Below are 19,294 nucleotides of genomic sequence, written 5' to 3'. Positions count from 1 at the left end.
AGTCGTTTAAATTCCCCATCATTAAATCGAGTTAAATTTTCATATTTCATGGGGCTAGTATAAACAATTTTTTACTTTCGCAAGAGATCTACTATGTAAACGGAACTTCTAAAGCTAAAAGATTGAGAGCATTTTGGGAAATAGAAGAAGACTTTATTGTTTCTAGAGTACTTAGAGCACTTATTTCTTATGGTGATGCAGAAGGTGTTTTTGCTGATAGTAATCTTAAATTGATGGATGAATGCATAGGAATTGCTGAACGATTACAAAATGGTAATCCTGATATTTCAGAGCTTAGTAACAGTGTTACTTTAAATAATATCACTTTAGAGCTTTTAATAAGTGAGATGAAAAGTAGTATGGATAGAGGGAATCCTGAAGCTGCTCTTGATCGATTGCATACGTTTACAACAAATTTTATTCGTGAAATATGTGCAAAAAATAGCATCGATTTAAATAGAGATAAGCCTTTACATAGTTTATTGGGAGAATATATTAAAGATTTGAAGAAAAAAGGAAAGCTAGAAAGTGATATGTCGGAACGTATTTTAAAAAGTAATATATCCATTCTCGAAGCATTTAATGATGTGCGTAACAATCAAAGCTTGGCTCACGATAATACGCCGTTAAATAAAATTGAAAGTAAGTTTATATTTAATAGTGTCGTGAATGCTATTAAGTTTTTGAGAGAAAATGAAAATATTCATTAACTTCAGAGATTTTTAAGTATTAATTAAATTTTAGTAGTAAATAACATTTTATTTAAACCTTTGGCACTAATCGTAATTTAGTATGTGAAATAAAATTCATTTTACATCAACTTAAATAAATCGTTTAATCCTCACACTGAAAAATGCTTTAGCAAGTTGATGTAAAAATGCCCAAACAATCCCGATTTCTCTGTATTGGTGGTTTCCTTAATGGAACCCAAGTCAAAGACCAAGGTGATAGCTTCACCTGTGTCGAAAATGCCAAACAAGTGACCTATCACAAACGTGAAATCTTCCATCCAGATTCTTGGGATCATGACTATTATGTTTGTGAAACCACGACTGAGAAACAGGCACGAAATTGGGTCTATGACATTGAGTAAAAATAATATTTAATTCGATAAAGAAAGAAATGGGTTGGCGTTATCGTCAGCCCATTTTTATATCTGTTTTAAAATATTCAGACAATAAAAAGCCCCATGGTTAGGGGCTAGTCGTATATAGGTCAAGCCCATATACTGTAAGAGGCTCATCTCAAACTGCGTGTATTAGAACACAGCAGCCCGCAAATAACCATCTAAATCTGATTTAAACAGCCAATTGCTGTTCAATCACCGGCCATAAATTCTGATGCGACTTTTTAAACATCAGCATATGACCAATGGTTTTATAGGCATAACTTTTAGGTCTAAGTTCAATTATCTGGGTTTTTGCGTTTGGATATAAACGCAGTAAATCTTTCACGTTGGCTTCCGTGGCAATTTCATCATCCGATGACCAGATTGAGGTAATCGGGCAGGTGACTTGAGCATGATAATCATGGGATGGTGCAATATTTTTACCAATCGCGTTGATTACATAACCCGGTTTACTACAGAACTGCGCCCATTCGCGAGCTACATCTTTCGGCAGGTTTTCACCCATACCAATCGCTTGAGTCGGGCCATAGCCTTTAGTGATGCGTGCCAGTGGGAAAATAACATTAAACATCACTGGCGCAAGTAACTTGGTTTTACCTTTGAGTCCTTTCACATGTCCAGTAGAGCCAGAGACGGCCACCACTTTTGCGACTTTATCGTAATTTGGCACAATACCTAAAAGCTGACCACCGGCACTATGTCCAAGTAGTATCACTTTTCTTGCATTGGTACGCGTTAATAAAGCATCAATCGCGGCCGGTATATCCAGTTGACCCCATTGCACAATACTGGCTTTTGAATTTTTCAACGGGCCATGTAGTGAATCACCAATCCCCCGGAAATCAAAGACCATAACGGCATAGCCTTGAGCTTGTAACCACACACAAAACTGATGATAAAACTGTTTAGTAATGCCAGTTGCCGGACAGACTAATACTGGAAGTTTGTCAGTTTCAGAAATAGCTGCATAAAAACGTGCACTTAAGCGATAGCCATCTTGGCACTGGAGAGTCAATGTTTCAAATTCAGACATACGATACACTATGATTTTTATAATCCCGATGAAGCTTTTACTGTATAGATTTTTAGCAGGGTAGCTTGGGGAAAACATGACTTTAAAGTCAGTCAAATAATAAACATGGAATGATTTTATGCAGCTAATAGAACTTGAGCTGGCCGTTAAAATCGGCATTATTTTTAGTGGAATCTTCTTGTGGATCGGGATGTTTACTGGTGTCTGGAAATATTGGCAGATTCGTCAATCGTCTCAGTCACGTGCACATTATTATGTCGATATTGCCCATCGTAGCAGCCTACTTTATGCGCCCGCGACCTTAATTTTGGCAATGCTGGCCTATTGTTCAGTGTTGCCGAGTATAGTGAATCTGATTTGCGTACTGATCAATATTCTGTTTTTCAGCTTCTCGATTGCCGCTTATATGCTGCATGGTTTTCTGCAAGACACGACAAATCAGTTTAAACAGCCGCATCAGTTGGGTAAGTTTCATTTGCCAGGAAGTTTAATGACTTTCGCCATGCTAGGTTTAATTGTCGCAGAATTGGGCGGGACGGGGATCTTGCTCTATGGGGCATTTGCGGGATTATTTTAATCTTCTTTTTATAGTTATTCTGAAAGGATGTCGGAATGATTGAAAGTTAAAACACTTTTTTCACCAGATGGATGACTGGCCAAATCATCCATCTGGGCTAATTTAAAATTTGTTTATCGGTATTTCTGGTCTATGGCAGCCCATAGGAAAAATGCAGCTGAGACAATCAGTGCATAGCCAAAGTATTCAAGTTTTAGATTACCTTGAATTAAGCAATGGACGGTTAAAGTCAGCATGAGTGCAAAAGTGGTGCATATAAATGTCACCAGATTGGTGTTGTTGGCTTTAAGAGCGTCAATGAAGACTTGCTTGTTGAAATGTAATGATAACATCTCCATCCCTCCCATTTATTTATGTTATTGAAGATTAAAGCAGATTTAATCAGTCAGAATTGAATATATAGTTGTACTGTTTAATTTGGACCTTTGCAACTGCTGTGGCAGGCTTTTACAGTCAAAATGGTCATCTTTAGTCGTATAACTACATAATCACTTGATTAGGCAAGAATTATATTTTCAGATTTCACCTCCAGCTAATTTTGGAAATAAGATGTAGTCATCATTTGATTAATGCGACCAGATAGAAAATGCAAATTCTACGCCAAAGATATGTAGTGTTAATCAATACTTTGTAAGCTTGCGTATGACTCGGAGGGGGACTTGGTTTAAGTTGGCAACAATAAGTATCTAAAATCAGGAAATTAAAATTTCTGTTTATATTTATATAAAAAAATAAAATAATTAAAGTGCAATTCTATACATCATATTTTATAGAAAATCTTAGTATCAAGATTTACAGCGGTGATTTGATGTCATTATTAAGAAACAATAAATGTCCGTTTGGGTAAAACCTGACAATTATTGATCACGCTCAAACCGGATTTTGGGTAAAAATACGATTTTTCAGACATCCTAGAAATTTTAGTTTCTAATACGGTCAATCACAGCTGTAATCAGCAATACAATCATGGACGGGATAAACCAGGCCAGATTCTGATCTGATAGAGGTAAATTTTGCAGTAATGCAGGCAATTCAAAACCAGCGACTTTTAATCCATCAAAAATACCAAAGATAAAGGCTACCAGGGTCACTGGTGCAATCACATGAGATGGTTTCTTGAAGAAGCTCGCACAGAAGCTCAGCATAATGACGCTAATGGCAGGCGGATAAATAGCGCTCAAGACTGGAACCGAAACAGCAATCAGTTTGGTTAAACCCAGGTTTGAAATCACCAGTGAGAAGCCCACCAGAACAAATACAAAGATCTTGTATGGAATCTTGGTCAAGTTGGAGAAATACTCAGCACAGGCACAAGTCAGACCAATTGCAGTCACCATACAGGCAATAAAAATCATGCCGGACAGGAAGTAAGCACCCATATCGCCAAAAGCATGTTGTACATATGCATGCAGGATAATGGCACCATTGGCTGCATTTGGTGCAATCTCATGGCTACCTAGTCCAAGTTTAAACAGACTTAAATACACCAGAGTTAAACCAATACCAGAAATAATGCCGGCATTCACTGCATATTTGGTAATCAGTTTTTTATCGGTTACACCACGTGAAGTAATGGCTTTGACAATCACAATACCGAAAACTAAAGCGCCCAAAGTATCCATGGTTAAATAACCATTTACGAAGCCTTCAGTCACTGGACTGGTAACGTAATTATCGATCGCTGCAGGCGGATTGCTGGCAGGAATCATCACGGCTGCTACACCCAAAATGATCAAAGAAATAATTTTAAGTGGCGACAGGAAATAGCCGACGGTATCCAGAATCTTATTGGGATATAAGGACACGATGGTCACCACAGCAAAATAGATGATGCTGTAAATGAGCAGACTGCCAGATTCATTGCCAAAGTAAGATGAAAAACCGATTTCATAAGAAACGGTTGCGGTACGTGGCGTCGCAAATAAAGGGCCAACAGCTAAGTAACAGATTACAGTCAGCAAAATACTGGCTGCTTTGCCCAGAGGCGAGCTTAGTGCCTGAATGGAGCCTTCAACGCGAGACAACGCAATAATGGTAATCACGGGTAAGCCGACTGCTGTAATAAGGAAACCTAAAGCAGCGAGCCATACGTGTTCACCGGCTTGTTGAGCCACAATCGGTGGGAAGATAATGTTGCCCGCACCAATAAACAGTGCAAAGGTCATAAAACCTAGGGCGACAATATCCCGGGTACGCAGACTTGTCATAAAGGGAGATCAATAGAACAAAAGAAAGCGATTTTAGTGTATATGTCCAATTTTTTGGAGTTTATTTTAAGGCTGGAAGCCTTGATTCTAGTGAGTTTGCGAATCATATAACCAGTCATTCAAATCTTGGTAGAAATATATGTTTGATAAATCGCTGAAAAATATATTTTTCCTTATAAGCTCAATAAATATCTGCACTTGCTATCAAAATATGTCAGTTATTGTTTGTACAAATAAGCAGCAGTGAAAAGTCCTATTTCAAGGAAAATTACTGTACTGAAACTCAACAACTGCGACATATTTCGCAAAAAAGGGATTATAATTCAGGGATTCATAGTGAGGATAGGTATATGCGCGCTCCAGCGATTAGTCTTAAAACTGAGCAAGATGTTGAAAAACTGCGGATATCTGGGCGTTTGGCTGCAGAAGTTTTAGCGATGATCGGGGAGCATGTCAAGCCAGGTGTCACGACTGAATATCTGGATGATCTCTGTCATGATTTTATTGTAAATACCTTAAAAGTGACGCCCGCCAATATTGGCTATTATGGCTATACCAAAACCACCTGTATTTCACCGAATGAAGTGGTTTGTCACGGCATTCCATCATCGAAAGTCGTTCTGCAGGATGGCGATATTATCAATATTGATGTTGCCATTATTAAAGACGGTTATTTTGGTGATACAAGCCGGATGTACTATGTTGGAACTCCTTCTCCAGAAGCCAAGCGACTGGTCAATACCACCTATGAAGCCATGGTGGCCGGGATTCATGCGGTGAAGCCGGGCGCGACTCTAGGTGATATTGGTTATGCCATTCAAACGGTTGCACAGCGTGAAGGTTATTCTATTGTGCGCGAATATTGTGGTCATGGCATCGGCAAAGTCTATCATGAGCAGCCAAACATTCTGCATTACGGCCAGCCGGGTCAGGGCATTAAACTGGTTCCGGGCATGGTGTTTACCATTGAGCCGATGGTGAATATGGGAAAAGCCCGCGTCAAAGAGCTGAAAGATGGCTGGACTGTAGTCACCACGGATAAATCCTGGTCGGCGCAATGGGAACATATGGTCTATGTCACCGAAACCGGGTTTGAAGTCTTGTCGCCTTGGCTTGAAGGTACAGGTGAGTATCCGGAAATTTAAAATATTGATTGAATGATCTTTATTCAGATAATCCACTTACATAAATTACAACTCACTCGTTCTTGCTGACGAAAACATACAAAACACTACATTAAACAGTGGTCTAGGATTTTATATCTGATTAAACTAAGAGTCAGATACATAGGTTCCCTTTTTTTCGCTCACTATGCTGTAGTGAAAGTTTCTCTGGCTCATTTTTCCCCAAGAATGAGCTATTTTTTTGTCTAGTTTTTCTCAAAAGTACTTCATTTAGCGCCGATTTAATTCAGCGACCAGATAATCAATAAAGACCCTTACTGCAGGTAATAAGCCGCGACGTGAAGGATAAACCACATGGAAAATACCATGCGGTGCTTTCCAGTCAGGAAGCACTCGAACCAGTTCACCACTTGCCACGTACTGCTCGACCACGTTATCTGGCAACAAAGTGACGCCTGAGCCTGACGCGGCCAGTTGTGCCAGCATATTTAAGTCAGAACCCATAACCGTTGGACTGACACGAATTTTTTTTTGTTCCTGCTGTTCATTTTGTAAGGTTAGAAACTGTTCGGTATGGTCTTCGGCCATACTCAGGATTTTATGTTCAGCCAGTTGCTCTGGTTTTTTTAGTTCACCAAATTCATTTAAATAACCCTGACTGGCGAATAAATGCTGCTCAATTTTTTCAAACTGGCGGATCACCAGATTTGGGTCATCATCCAGGCTGGAACGGACACGTAAGGCCAGATCAAAGCCTTCATTGATAATATCGACCCGGCGATTAGTGATCATCATCTGGACTTTAATTTCAGGATATTTTTTCAAAAAATCCGGCAGAATTTTTGCCAGTTCGTTCTGGGCAATAGAGACTGGCAGACTGACTTTAATGGTTCCACGCGGTTCGGTACTCAGATGATCCACCAAATCATGCGCTGCCTGTGCAGCACTCAGCATCACCTGTGCATGCCGATAAATATTCATGCCGATATCGGTCACGGCAAAATGACGCGAACTGCGCTGAATCAGACGCACACCCAGGCGCTCTTCCAGATTAAACACCCGGCGGCTGAGTTTGGATTTGGGAATATCGGTTGCGCGTTCGGCCGCACTAAAGCCGCCATGTTCCACTACCTGCGCGAAACAGTAAAAGTCATCCAGATCAGACAGCATGGTTTAATTCCATTCTTGCAACGATAAGCTGATTAAAAATTGATTGTTGCATACTGTCAATCAGAGAATGCAGCGCATAAAGATTTAATTCCCGGATTTCAGTAAGCCTAGCAGTGTTTGCATGCCATCGGTCGCGTTTTGGGGGATTTTGTAAAACTGCCCAGGCAAATGCTGCTGCTCGGCTTTCGGGTCGATGTAATAGGCCTGACAGCTTGCAGGAATCTCATGAATTAATCCGGCAACCGGATAAACCTGCAGGCTGGTACCAATGACCACAAAAATATCGGCATCCTGTACACAGTCTTGAGCTTCTTCATATGCGGGCACGGCTTCGCCAAACCAGACCACATGCGGACGCAGCGGATATTCTGCCTTGCAAAAGTGTTGATTTAAATCTAATTCAGAACCTTCAATTGGATAAAACTCGGTCGTGCTTTGTGCGTCGGGGCCTGAGCTTTTGGCCAGGCGGATATTGCCATGCAGATGAATCACCTTGGAGCTGCCGGCACGTTCATGCAAGTCATCAATATTCTGGGTGATTACATGCACATCAAAGTTATCTTCAAGATTGGTGATCAGCTGATGGGCTGCGTTTGGCTGTGCTTCCAGAATATTTTTACGACGTGCATTATAAAAGCGTTGTACCAGTTGCGAATTTTTGGCCCAAGCCTCAGGTGTTGCCACTTCTTCTATACGATACTGTTCCCAAAGGCCATTACTGTCGCGAAAAGTATGAATGCCACTTTCGGCGCTCATGCCTGCACCGGAAAAGACCACCAGCTTTTTCATTGTTCTGTCTCCTGAATCTTTAGGCAGCTGAAGTGCTAGATTGTGAATTTTCTTTTAAGAAGATGCCAAGTTCTCGGGTAAATTTTAAGGGTTCAGTCAGTAAAGGTGTATGGCCGGATTTTCTGAAAATTATTTGTTTGGCATTAGGCAGGCTTTCTGCAATCAGGCGCTGACCTTCAAAAGGATACAACTTGGATTGTACGCCACTAAAGAAAGTCACTGGGCAGCTGAGCTGGGCTAGTGCCTTACGATAATCCTCACGATGATATAAATAATTGTTTATATACCACGCCATATAATCCGCCCGGCTGGAAGGCAATAACAGACTTTGCAGTCGTGGTTGATTTAGGATGAATTCGAAAGCCTTCAGACTATATTTTTGTTCATTTTGTAGCTGAATAAACTTTAGCCATAGGGCGGCAATTTGTTTACGGACAGAAACGTCAAGATCGCGAATCAATTCAACTTGCTGATATTGTGCAAGTAGGGCAGAGAGCTGCTGCAGGATGTCGATAAATTCCTGATGACGTGGACCAAAAAGTCCAAAAGCCCAAGCATCATCGACCGGAATTTTAGGTGTTTGATCAATATGTAAATAAGCAGAAATCTGACTGGAAAAGTTGCCATAATGTATGCCGTGCATTGCTGTGGTTGCGCCCATAGAGTAAGCAAGCACAATGAATTTATCTAAATTGAGCTGTTGAATTACCGACTGAATATCCAACCAGTGACTGGAAATCGCATCCCTATCTGGCGGAATTTTACAGCGACTGGAAGCCCCAAAGCCGCGCCATTCTGGAATAATGAAACGGAAATTTTTCTGATGCGGATAGAGAAAAGCTTTCCATTGCCAGCTCAGCATGCCAAGTCCAGAGAGTACCAGTACCGGCTGTCCCCGACCGTATTCGCGTACAAACAGCTGTTCACCATCGGGCATGCAATAAAAGGGCATGTGTGTCTCCGTATTTATAATTGTTGTGCGTCAAATTGTTGCAGTCGCGGAATAACCTGTTCCAGCCAGGAAATCCAACCCAGTTCCTGATCAATTCCCAGTTGCAGAATCATTTTATGAATATATAAGGTACGGTCAGTTTTGTCCGCTTGAGCAAAGTCTTTGGCAAAAATCTGCTGATAGGTTTTCAGTTTTTCTTTATGCAGTTCCAGATGGCGTTCCAGTTCTGCCAAGGTGTTATTGCCACCAAGTTGGGCTTCGGCACGTAAACGCACCATCAGTTCTTCGCGCAGTTGTGCCGGTGGACTTTGTTGCAGCATCCAGTTGGCCAGTTCTTCCCGGCCCAGACGTTCCACCTGATATGTCTTTTTGCGGCTATTGGAATCTTCCTCTTCTATCGTCGAAATCCATCCTTTTTGCAGCATGGCATTCAGCTCGCGATAAATCTGCTGATGAGTGGCATTCCAGAAGAAGCCCATGGATCGGTCAAAACGGCGGGCCAGTTCGATTCCGGTGCTGGGCTTTTCAATCAGGCTGGTCAATAAAACATGCGCTAAAGACATAAGCGTCTCAAAAAAGTGACTCAGGATTATTATGCAACATGTTGCATAAAAATCAATTCTGGCATATAAATTAGTGCAACAAGTTGCATTAAACTGGAAAGTTTGAGGGATCAAACTGCCAGTTGCTAAAACAATAGCCAGCCTAAACGCACGCTCAGGAGTTGAAATGTCTAAATATCCGAATTTACTTGCCCCATTGAACTTGGGTTTTACCACGCTTAAAAACCGCGTGTTAATGGGTTCCATGCACGTTGGTCTTGAAGAGGCACCCGGCGGATATGATCGGATGGCAGCTTTCTATGCAGAGCGTGCCAAAGGTGGAGTCGCTTTAATCGTCACCGGCGGGATTTCACCAAATGATCATGGGGTGACGTTTCATGGTGGTTCCAAACTTGACACTCTTGAAGAAGCTGAAAAGCATAAGGTAATTACCCAGGCCGTACATGAGGCGGGCGGGAAAATTGCCATGCAGATTCTGCATACCGGACGTTATTCTTATCAGGCTGAAAATGTCGCGCCATCTCCAATTCAGGCACCGATTAATCCAGTCAAACCGCATGCTTTGACTTCGGCTGAAGTGCAGCAAACCATTGATGATTTTGCCAATTGTGCCAAGCTGGCTCAATATGCCGGTTATGACGGTGTAGAAATCATGGGTTCGGAAGGCTATCTGATTAACGAGTTTATTGCAGCACGTACCAACCATCGTGATGATGAGTGGGGCGGAAGCTATGCAAACCGCATCCGTTTCCCGATTGAAATCGTACGCCGTACCCGTGAAATGGTCGGTGAGAACTTTATCATTATTTATCGCTTGTCTATGCTGGATCTGGTCGAAGGCGGTTCAACTCTGGAAGAAGTCATCCAGTTGGCCAAAGAAATTGAAAAAGCTGGTGCGACCATTATCAATACTGGCATTGGCTGGCATGAAGCGCGTATTCCGACGATTGCCACCAAAGTGCCACGTGCAGCCTTCACTTGGGTCACGCGTAAGCTGAAAGGTCAGGTGAAGATTCCTTTAATCACTTCAAACCGTATTAATACTCCGGAAATGGCTGAATATGTATTGGCATCTGGTGATGCTGATATGATTTCTATGGCTCGCCCAATGCTGGCTGATTCGGAGTTTGTTCTGAAAGCGGAGCAGGGTCGTAGCGATGAGATCAATACCTGTATTGGTTGTAATCAGGCCTGTCTGGATCATATTTTCTCAATGAAAATTGCCACCTGTCTGGTCAATCCACGTGCCTGTTATGAAACAGAGCTCATTTTTAAAGAAACCAATGTGGCAAAAAATATTGCCGTGATTGGTGCAGGTCCTGCAGGTTTAAGTTTTGCTGTATATGCGGCAAATCGCGGTCATCAGGTGACGGTATTTGAAGCCGCTGCTCAGATTGGTGGGCAGTTTAATATTGCCAAGACCATTCCAGGCAAGGAAGAGTTTTATGAAACCTTGCGTTATTTCAAACGCCAGATTGAATTACAGCCACGTATTAAATTGCAGCTGAACCATAAGGCGAGTCTGGAAGAACTGGCTCAGTCAAACTTTGATGACATTGTGGTGGCAACAGGCGTGACACCGCGTCAACTTGAGATTCCAGGTATTGATCATGCAAAAGTACTGTCTTATCTGGACGTTTTGAAAGAACGTAAGCCAGTGGGTCAGCGAGTTGCCATTATTGGTGCAGGCGGTATTGGTTTTGATACAGCCGAATTCCTGAGCCATGAAGGGGAAAGTGGCAGTATCAATCCGGAAAAATTCTATGATGAATGGGGTATTGATACTGACTATGAAAATGTCGGTGGCTTAAAAGCCGCAAATGTAGAAAAACCGCAACGTGAAATTTATTTATTGCAACGTAAAGCCGCTTCAGTCGGCGCGAGTCTGGGTAAAACCACAGGCTGGATTCATCGTACCGGTTTAAAACACCGTGATGTAAAAATGATTGCGGGCGCCAATTATGAAAAAATTGATGATCAGGGCTTACATATTGTCGTGAATGACAAGCCTGCTGTGTTGGAAGTCGATCACGTGATTATTTGTGCCGGTCAGGAGTCTTATACCGCCATGTTTGATGAGCTAAAAGCGGTGGGTAAAAATGTGCATCTGATTGGTGGAGCAAAAGAAGCGGGTGAGCTGGATGCCAAACGTGCCATCCGTCAGGGTGCTGAATTGGCAGCGGTGATCTGAAAATATTAAAACCTGCTTTTTCCCCTCTCCTTTATTAAAGGAGAGGGTTAGGGAGAGGATTTGTAAGAAAGAATCCCCCTTGCGAAGCAGTACTTCTCACCTTTAATAAAAGGGGGAATTCTGTCAATTAAAAGAAAGAAGTATTTAAGCTTTTATTAGAAAATATCAAAAAAGAAGGAATCCAAAATGACCATCGAAAATACCAAAAAATCCATTGCACGCTGGCATGAGATGCTGGAAACCCGTGATATGTCGATCTTGAATGAACTACTTGCTGAAGAAGTGGTATTTCGTTCGCCTGTGGCTTTTCAGCCTTATCCTGGAAAACAGATGGTATTTTTTATTTTGACCAATGTCATTCAAGTCTTTGAAAACTTCACTTATCACCGTGAATTTATAAGTGAAGATGGTAACAATGTCGTACTTGAGTTTTCTGCCAATGTGGGCGATAAAAAACTAAAGGGAGTTGACATGATTCAGTTTAATGAAGAGGGTCAGATGATTGATTTTGAAGTCATGATTCGACCTAAGTCCGGACTTGAGGCCTTGGCTGTACAGATGGGCCAGCGGATGCAATCATTCCAAGCTAAAACTTAATTCGAACTATTGATTCAAGTCGGCATGAAATTTGTAAATCACAGCTAGTACAACTAGAGGGGGATGACAGATGAAAATGTTGCTTAAAAAATTGGGTCAGCTTTCCAGTGAATATCTGGATCGTTTCAGCGGAGCAGACGAGCCGACCCTGTATTACAATCCGAATGGTGTATTTTCGGGACTCATTGAACGCTTACCGCAGCTGCAACAAAAATATCGCCCTACGCCGTGGTTAGCTAATGCACACGCACATATTCTATATTTCGATTTAATTAAAAAACGTACCATTAAGCTGAAATATGACGCGCTTGAACAGCTGAAAATGTCAGATGGCGGAATTACCGGTATTGCCTGGTATGGACTGGATCTTCCTGCAAATACCCCTACCATTGTTTTATTGCATACGATAACCGGTTCTCCTGAATCGATGCGTGAACTGGTTCGTGATCTGCATAAACATACCGGTTGGCGTGTGGCATTGTGTTTACGCCGTGGTCATGCAGACTTACCCATGCCTGTGCCTAAAATGAACCTGTTTGGTTCAACTCAGGATTTGCGTGAGCAGCTCTTGTATATACAGGACAGATTTCCTCAGTCCGATCTCTATGGGGTTGGATCTTCTGCGGGTACGGGATTGTTAGTGCGTTATCTGGGCGAAGAAGGTGAACAAACCCCACTCAAAGCGGCTTTTGCCTTATGCCCTGGCTATAACACTGAAACCGGTTTTGCCAATGTGCATCCGTTTTACAGTAAAGTCATGGCCAAAAAACTGATTAAGCGCTTTATTCATCCTTATCAGGAAACCTGGCAGGTCTGCCCAAGCTGGAAACAGTTATTAGAAGTTAAAGATCTGTCCGAATTTGAAAAACTCTATTTTGAACTGGCTGGATTTACGGATTATGCCAGTTATACTCAGGCAACCAATCCGATTTATGTGTTTGAAAGTGTCAAAATCCCACTGATGATTTTAAATGCGGAGGATGATCCGGTTTGTCACATCCGAAATTTAGAACCTTATAAAGAAAAAATTCGGGCGATGTCTAATATTATGGTGATTACCACCAAAAAAGGCAGTCATTGCGGCTTTTATCAGGGCTTGATGCAAACCGAATCTTGGGCTACCCGACTAATGGCAGACTATTTGATTCACTTATCTCGTGCACCGGCAACAGTATCCGCTTAAAAAGTTCCAATAAAAAACCCAGCATCTGCTGGGTTTTTTGATGAATGATACTGTAATTAGTCAAGTGCTGGCATCGCTGCGGCAATTGCGTCAGCAACCGCATCATCCTCAGACTTGTTTTCTGGATTTGAATTGGTTTTAGGGGTGGTCGCAGCAGGCTTTGACACAGGTTCTTCGCGGGTTTCAGGCACTGGTGCCGGCTCAGTAGTTTCTGGTTTTTTGATTTCACGACGGATTTCAGTCGTGGTGTTTTCAGTTTGCTCACGTTGAATTTCAACCGTTGGCGCTACTTCCTCTTCAATTGCCGCTGGCTCTACAGGTTCAAGCGGTTCAAATTGCGTTGGTTCTGGAGTCGAGATTTCAGATGCTGGAGTAACTTCTACTTGCTCTTCTTCTTTTGGTGCTTCTTTTTTTACACACGCAGTTAATGTCAGGCCAGTCAGGATTAGGGTGGAGATTAAAAGTTTCTTCATCATCATTGCATCAAACATAAAAGTGTGGAGTGGATACACTATTATAGCAGCAAAATGCAAGATAGAAATCATATGAACTTACTGTAATTTTTTATAGGAATTGCTGTTAGAATAGTCAATTGTTTATTGTTCTTTGAATTGATGCGGATTGACTTTGCTTTCTAGGTACAAGGTAAAGTAAAATTGCGCAACATTGCAGGCCGATTTAGGCTCGATTGTACGAGAAACCCAATGACCCATTTTATTTTCGTTACTGGTGGTGTAGTTTCATCACTAGGTAAAGGTATTTCAGCTGCTTCTGTTGCTGCACTTTTAGAAGCTCGTGGTTTAAAAGTGACCATGGTAAAAATGGATCCATACATTAATGTCGATCCAGGGACAATGAGCCCATTCCAGCATGGTGAAGTTTTTGTTACAGAAGATGGTGCTGAAACAGACTTAGACTTGGGTTACTACGAACGTTTCTTGCGTCGTGCGAAAATGACCAAACTGAATAACTTCACATCAGGCCGTGTTTATCAGGATGTTCTGAACAAAGAACGCCGTGGTGACTACCTGGGTGGTACTGTGCAAGTTATTCCACACATTACTGACAATATCAAAGAGCGTGTACTTCGTGCAGGCGAAGGTTATGACGTTGCGATCGTAGAGATCGGCGGTACTGTAGGTGACATTGAATCTCTCCCATTCATGGAATCTGTACGTCAGTTAATGGTTGAACTTGGTCATAAACGTACCATGTTAATGCACTTAACGTTACTCCCATACATTAAGTCTGCAGCAGAATTAAAAACCAAACCAACACAGCACTCTGTTAAAGAACTCCTGTCGATTGGTATTCAGCCAGACATTCTCATCTGCCGTACAGAATACGATGTAGATGCAGATACGACGCGTAAGATTGCATTATTTACCAACGTTGAAGCACGTGCCGTTGTGGTATGTAAAGACGCACGTTCGATCTACCAGATTCCACGTACATTCTACGAACAAAATGTTGATGATTTAATCTGTGAACGTTTTGGTTATAACGATCTTCCTGAAGCTGATTTAACAGATTGGGATAACGTTGTAGAAGCATTACTGAACCCTGAATACACCGTACGTGTTGCAATGGTCGGTAAATACGTTGAACTTCCAGATGCTTACAAATCTGTCAACGAAGCACTTTTACATGCGGGTATTCAAAACCGTGTGAAAGTTCAGATTGACTACGTAAACGCTGAAGAGCTTGAAGGCCAAGATGTAGCAGAAGTATTGAAAGATGCTGATGCGATTCTAGTTCCTGGTGGTTTCGGTGAGCGCGGTACTGAAGGCAAAATGAAGGCGATTCAGTTCGCACGTGAGAACGGTGTGCCGTTCCTCGGTATTTGCTTGGGTATGCAGTTGGCTGTGATCGAATACGCACGTAATGTTGCTGGTATTGCAGACGCGACCTCGACTGAATTTAACCGTTCAACCAAATCTCCATTGATTGGTTTAATTACTGAATGGTTAGATGAGCGTGGTGAAGTTCAGCAACGTTCTGCTGATTCTGATCTGGGTGGCACGATGCGTTTAGGCGCGCAAAAATCTGAACTGGTTGCAGGGACTAAAACTGCAGAAGTTTATGGTTCTGAAGAAATCATCGAGCGTCACCGTCACCGTTACGAGATGAACAACCGTTATATCCCAGTGCTGGAAGAAAAAGGCATGAAGATTTCTGGTTATTCTCCGGTACAGCATCTGGTAGAAACTGTTGAAATTCCTGCACATCCTTGGTTTATTGCAGTACAATTCCACCCGGAATTTACCAGCTCGCCACGTGATGGTCACCCGTTGTTTGCAGGTTTCATTGATGCTGCGAAAAAGCAGTACCAAAAAACCAAATAATCGGTGCGTAGGACACAACTAGGGAAGTTTAAATGTCGCAATTAAAACCACAAGAAATTGTACGTTTGGGCGATATACAAATGGCAAATCATTTGCCATTTGTATTATTCGGCGGAATGAATGTACTTGAATCTAAAGACCTGGCTTTTGAAATTGCAGAGACTTATGTCGATATCTGCACACGTTTGGGCATTCCTTATGTGTTCAAAGCCAGCTTTGATAAAGCCAACCGTTCAAGCCTGAACTCTTTCCGTGGCCCAGGCCTGGAAAAAGGTCTCGAGTGGTTAGCTGACATTAAAAAACACTTTAATGTGCCGATCATCACCGATGTGCATGAGCCGTACCAAGCGGCTCCTGTTGCAGAAGTGGCAGACATTATTCAATTGCCAGCTTTCTTAAGCCGTCAGACGGATCTGGTTGAAGCCATGGCAAAAACGGATGCCATCATCAACATCAAAAAAGCACAATTCCTTGCGCCACACGAAATGCGTCATATTTTGCATAAGTGTCTGGAAGCTGGAAATGACAAGCTGATCATTTGTGAACGCGGTTCGGCATTTGGCTATAACAATCTGGTTGTAGACATGCTGGGCTTCGACATCATGAAAGAAATGAATGTCCCGGTATTCTTTGATGTGACCCATGCCTTACAAACCCCAGGCGGCCGTGCAGATTCTGCCGGTGGTCGTCGTGCGCAAATTACAACGCTTGCGCGTGCGGGTATGGCAACGGGTCTTGCTGGTTTGTTCTTAGAAGCACACCCAGATCCGGAAAAAGCCAAGTGTGATGGTCCATGTGCGCTGCGCATGTCTCAGCTTGAGCCGTTCCTGGCACAGCTAAAAGAATTGGATACCTTGGTTAAAGGTTTCGAAAAGTTAGATACACACTGAGTTTATCACTCTTGCGCTGCCGTATAGGCAGCTCATATTAATCAACTGAGGAATAGTTCATGAGCCAAATCGTTGACATTCGTGCACGTGAAATTTTGGACTCTCGTGGTAACCCTACCATCGAAGCAGACGTAATCTTAGCATCTGGCGTAGTTGGCCGTGCATGTGCACCATCTGGTGCTTCAACTGGTTCTCGTGAAGCTTTAGAACTTCGTGATGGCGATAAAGCGCGTTACTTAGGTAAAGGCGTTAAAACTGCGGTAAATAACGTCAATACGTTAATCCGTGACGCTTTGGTCGGTAAATCAGTATTCGAACAAAAAGACATCGATAACACGATGATCGCGCTTGACGGTACTGAAAACAAAGAAAAATTAGGTGCAAACGCAACTTTGGCAGTGTCTTTGGCTGCTGCGCGCGCTGCTGCTGAAGAAAAGAAAATTCCTCTTTTCCAATATATCGCAGATCTTCGTGGTCAAACGATTTTAACCATGCCTGTACCAATGATGAACATCATCAATGGTGGTTCACATGCAGACAACAACGTCGATATTCAAGAATTTATGATTGAGCCAGTAGGCTTCACTTCATTCTCTGAAGCGCTACGTGCAGGTGCTGAAATCTTCCATTCACTTAAATCAGTATTAAACAAAAAAGGTTTAAACACTGCGGTAGGTGATGAAGGTGGTTTTGCGCCGAACTTACGTTCAAACGAAGAAGCAATCACAGTTATTCTTGAAGCAATTGGTCAAACGGGCTACAAAGCAGGTTCTGATATCATGCTTGCGCTGGATTGTGCATCTTCAGAATTCTACAAAAATGGTCAGTACATTCTTGCGGGCGAAGGCAACAAAGCGTTCACAAGCAACCAGTTCTCTGACTATTTAGCAGGTCTTGTAAACCAATATCCAATTATCTCGATTGAAGATGGTCTGGACGAATCTGACTGGGAAGGCTGGTCTTACCTGACTTCTATCCTTGGCGACAAGATCCAGTTGGTTGGCGATGACTTGTTCGTAACGAATCCGAAAATCCTGCAACGTGGTATCAACGAAAAAGTGGGTAACTCGATTCTGATCAAATACAACCAGATCGGTACCTTGACTGAAACTTTAGATGCCATCTATCTTGCGAAAGAAAATGGTTACTCTACTGTAATTTCACACCGTTCAGGTGAAACGGAAGATTCAACCATTGCTGATCTTGCAGTAGGTACAGCAGCAGGTCAAATCAAGACTGGTTCACTTTGCCGTTCTGACCGTGTAGCGAAATATAATCAATTACTTCGTATTGAAGAATTGACTAATGCTGCATATCGCGGTAAAGCTGAGTTCAAAGGTTTGAACTAAGCGACTTATGTCAATGTTAAATGTATTCGACTCGACTGCGAGTAAAGTACTGTTGGGCCTTGCGATCATTTTGATCGCAGGGTTTCAATATTTATACTGGTTTGGTGAAGGTGGTTATCATGATCATCAGCAACTGACCCAGAAAATCCAACAACAAATGGAATTGAATGATGAGCTAAAAGAGCGTAATCGCGTTCTGGCAGCAGAAGTTTATGATTTGAAGAATGGTATTGAAGCCATCGAAGAACATGCGCGTTTAGATCTTGGTCTGATTAAGCCACGCGAAACTTTTATTCAAATGAGCACGATCAGTACTCAATATAAACCGATCTATCTTAATCCTAATTCTAAAGTAGACCTGCGAACCAATGAGTCAGCTGAAGCACCAACCACACCCTAAACTTTGGGTCATTCTTCCAGCTGCAGGTTCCGGTAGCCGTTTCTCCAAAACAGAACTGAAACAATATCAGATGATTCAAGAGCGAACTGTTCTTGAACATACGGTGGCTCGTCTGAATCAACTGCCTTTGGCGGGTTATGTCCTGGCGATTGGTGAACAGGACAACGTCGCAAAAATGCTGCCATTTTCCAGTCAAGAGAAAGCCCATTTCTGTCTGGGCGGTGCCGAGCGGGTGAATTCCGTGTTAAATGCACTCACGTATTTATCTCAAATCGCTTCTGAAGATGAGTGGGTGCTGGTACATGACGCGGCGCGTCCCTGTGTCGGTCTGGATTGTCTGCAACAGTTAGTCAATACGGCGATTACAAATGATCAGGCTGCGATTCTGGCGATTCCAGTAAGAGATACACTTAAGCGTGTAGTAACCAATTTTGATATTGAGGAAACAGTGGATCGCTCAATGCTATGGCAGGCACAAACACCACAAATGGCCAAGCTAGGTGTGTTGAAACGGGCGATTGAGCAGGCTTTGCAAGATGGTGCTACGATTACTGATGAAGCCAGTGCGCTGGAACATATCGGCGAACAGGTGAGTGTAGTACAAGGGCGTTCCGATAATATTAAAATTACCTATCCGGACGATCTGGAACTGGCCAAGCTGATTTTACAGGCTCAGGCTTAAAAATATATTCAAATAATATTTAAATAGATCTCTTTCATAAATCAAAAAATGATCTTCTTTTTGGTTAATATTTGCACTCCAAATTTCTTGGCATTCGTGCATAATCTGCGGAT

20 protein-coding genes are annotated in these 19,294 nt (G+C 42.3%); 12 read left to right on the top strand and 8 right to left on the bottom strand.

Features of this window, described 5'->3' with window-relative positions; translation table 11 throughout:
• Window positions 1-122: 122 nt before the first annotated feature.
• Window positions 123-710, top strand: coding sequence for an abortive infection family protein (locus NI464_RS14400; protein WP_253139244.1), 588 nt, complete (start codon window positions 123-125; stop codon window positions 708-710).
• A 167-nt stretch (window positions 711-877) separates the two neighbouring features.
• Window positions 878-1,093: a hypothetical protein gene (locus tag NI464_RS14395; RefSeq protein WP_253139243.1), complete on the top strand. Its 216-nt coding sequence runs from the start codon at window positions 878-880 to the stop codon at window positions 1,091-1,093.
• A 205-nt stretch (window positions 1,094-1,298) separates the two neighbouring features.
• Here NI464_RS14395 and NI464_RS14390 read toward each other — a convergent pair whose 3' ends face one another.
• On the bottom strand, window positions 1,299-2,162 hold the full coding sequence (locus NI464_RS14390; protein ID WP_004278741.1) for an alpha/beta hydrolase family protein: 864 nt from the start codon (window positions 2,160-2,162) through the stop codon (window positions 1,299-1,301).
• A gap of 118 nt (window positions 2,163-2,280) precedes the next feature.
• Here NI464_RS14390 and NI464_RS14385 point away from each other — a divergent pair, with 118 nt between their 5' ends.
• On the top strand, window positions 2,281-2,739 hold the full coding sequence (locus NI464_RS14385) for a hypothetical protein (protein ID WP_253139241.1): 459 nt from the start codon (window positions 2,281-2,283) through the stop codon (window positions 2,737-2,739).
• Between the two features lie 113 nt (window positions 2,740-2,852).
• Here the strand turns inward: NI464_RS14385 and NI464_RS14380 are convergent, their stop codons facing one another.
• Window positions 2,853-3,071 carry a hypothetical protein gene (locus NI464_RS14380; RefSeq protein WP_004645284.1) on the bottom strand — a complete coding sequence of 73 codons (219 nt, stop codon included), beginning with the start codon at window positions 3,069-3,071 and terminating at the stop codon, window positions 2,853-2,855.
• A 588-nt stretch (window positions 3,072-3,659) separates the two neighbouring features.
• Complete coding sequence (gene brnQ, locus NI464_RS14375; RefSeq protein WP_253139238.1) at window positions 3,660-4,946, bottom strand: branched-chain amino acid transport system II carrier protein; 1,287 nt, start codon at window positions 4,944-4,946, stop codon at window positions 3,660-3,662.
• Window positions 4,947-5,296: 350 nt separating this feature from the next.
• Between brnQ and map the strand changes: the two genes are divergently transcribed.
• A complete protein-coding gene (map, locus tag NI464_RS14370; protein ID WP_253139234.1) occupies window positions 5,297-6,091 on the top strand; it encodes a type I methionyl aminopeptidase in 795 nt (264 codons plus the stop codon).
• A gap of 249 nt (window positions 6,092-6,340) precedes the next feature.
• Here the strand turns inward: map and NI464_RS14365 are convergent, their stop codons facing one another.
• From NI464_RS14365 to NI464_RS14350, 4 genes are all read right to left on the bottom strand, one after another.
• Complete coding sequence (locus tag NI464_RS14365) at window positions 6,341-7,240, bottom strand: LysR substrate-binding domain-containing protein (protein WP_253139230.1); 900 nt, start codon at window positions 7,238-7,240, stop codon at window positions 6,341-6,343.
• Window positions 7,241-7,324: 84 nt separating this feature from the next.
• Window positions 7,325-8,029, bottom strand: a complete 705-nt coding sequence (locus NI464_RS14360) for an SIR2 family NAD-dependent protein deacylase (protein WP_253139228.1) — start codon at window positions 8,027-8,029, stop codon at window positions 7,325-7,327.
• A gap of 19 nt (window positions 8,030-8,048) precedes the next feature.
• Complete coding sequence (locus NI464_RS14355; RefSeq protein WP_253139225.1) at window positions 8,049-8,981, bottom strand: alpha/beta fold hydrolase; 933 nt, start codon at window positions 8,979-8,981, stop codon at window positions 8,049-8,051.
• 14 nt (window positions 8,982-8,995) lie between these two features.
• Window positions 8,996-9,544, bottom strand: a complete 549-nt coding sequence (locus NI464_RS14350) for a PadR family transcriptional regulator (RefSeq protein WP_253139223.1) — start codon at window positions 9,542-9,544, stop codon at window positions 8,996-8,998.
• A gap of 166 nt (window positions 9,545-9,710) precedes the next feature.
• On the opposite strand from NI464_RS14350, the gene NI464_RS14345 reads away from it, so the two are divergent.
• The 3 genes from NI464_RS14345 (at window position 9,711) to NI464_RS14335 (ending at window position 13,515) form a co-directional block, all read left to right on the top strand.
• Window positions 9,711-11,735, top strand: coding sequence for an NADPH-dependent 2,4-dienoyl-CoA reductase (locus NI464_RS14345; RefSeq protein ID WP_253139220.1), 2,025 nt, complete (start codon window positions 9,711-9,713; stop codon window positions 11,733-11,735).
• A gap of 186 nt (window positions 11,736-11,921) precedes the next feature.
• Window positions 11,922-12,332: a nuclear transport factor 2 family protein gene (locus NI464_RS14340; protein WP_253139217.1), complete on the top strand. Its 411-nt coding sequence runs from the start codon at window positions 11,922-11,924 to the stop codon at window positions 12,330-12,332.
• A gap of 70 nt (window positions 12,333-12,402) precedes the next feature.
• Window positions 12,403-13,515 carry a YheT family hydrolase gene (locus NI464_RS14335; protein ID WP_253139214.1) on the top strand — a complete coding sequence of 371 codons (1,113 nt, stop codon included), beginning with the start codon at window positions 12,403-12,405 and terminating at the stop codon, window positions 13,513-13,515.
• Between the two features lie 56 nt (window positions 13,516-13,571).
• Here the strand turns inward: NI464_RS14335 and NI464_RS14330 are convergent, their stop codons facing one another.
• Window positions 13,572-13,994 carry a hypothetical protein gene (locus tag NI464_RS14330; protein ID WP_392390028.1) on the bottom strand — a complete coding sequence of 141 codons (423 nt, stop codon included), beginning with the start codon at window positions 13,992-13,994 and terminating at the stop codon, window positions 13,572-13,574.
• 225 nt (window positions 13,995-14,219) lie between these two features.
• On the opposite strand from NI464_RS14330, the gene NI464_RS14325 reads away from it, so the two are divergent.
• From NI464_RS14325 to ispD, 5 genes are read left to right on the top strand one after another with little or no spacing between them, the layout of a single operon-like run.
• Window positions 14,220-15,860, top strand: coding sequence for a CTP synthase (locus NI464_RS14325; protein ID WP_004278723.1), 1,641 nt, complete (start codon window positions 14,220-14,222; stop codon window positions 15,858-15,860).
• A gap of 32 nt (window positions 15,861-15,892) precedes the next feature.
• Window positions 15,893-16,750, top strand: coding sequence for a 3-deoxy-8-phosphooctulonate synthase (kdsA, locus tag NI464_RS14320; RefSeq protein ID WP_004278721.1), 858 nt, complete (start codon window positions 15,893-15,895; stop codon window positions 16,748-16,750).
• A 59-nt stretch (window positions 16,751-16,809) separates the two neighbouring features.
• Entirely contained in the window at window positions 16,810-18,099 is a 1,290-nt protein-coding gene (eno, locus tag NI464_RS14315) for a phosphopyruvate hydratase (RefSeq protein ID WP_004278719.1), read from the top strand.
• 7 nt (window positions 18,100-18,106) lie between these two features.
• Window positions 18,107-18,499 carry a septum formation initiator family protein gene (locus tag NI464_RS14310; RefSeq protein WP_004645271.1) on the top strand — a complete coding sequence of 131 codons (393 nt, stop codon included), beginning with the start codon at window positions 18,107-18,109 and terminating at the stop codon, window positions 18,497-18,499.
• Window positions 18,468-19,181: a 2-C-methyl-D-erythritol 4-phosphate cytidylyltransferase gene (gene ispD, locus NI464_RS14305; RefSeq protein ID WP_004645270.1), complete on the top strand. Its 714-nt coding sequence runs from the start codon at window positions 18,468-18,470 to the stop codon at window positions 19,179-19,181. The genes NI464_RS14310 and ispD overlap by 32 nt, the downstream gene beginning before the upstream one ends.
• The last annotated feature ends 113 nt before the right edge of the window (window positions 19,182-19,294 follow it).

Source organism: Acinetobacter lwoffii, assembly GCF_024129685.1.
Classification (GTDB): domain Bacteria; phylum Pseudomonadota; class Gammaproteobacteria; order Pseudomonadales; family Moraxellaceae; genus Acinetobacter; species Acinetobacter lwoffii_X.
This window is presented reverse-complemented; position numbering and strand designations above follow the sequence as displayed.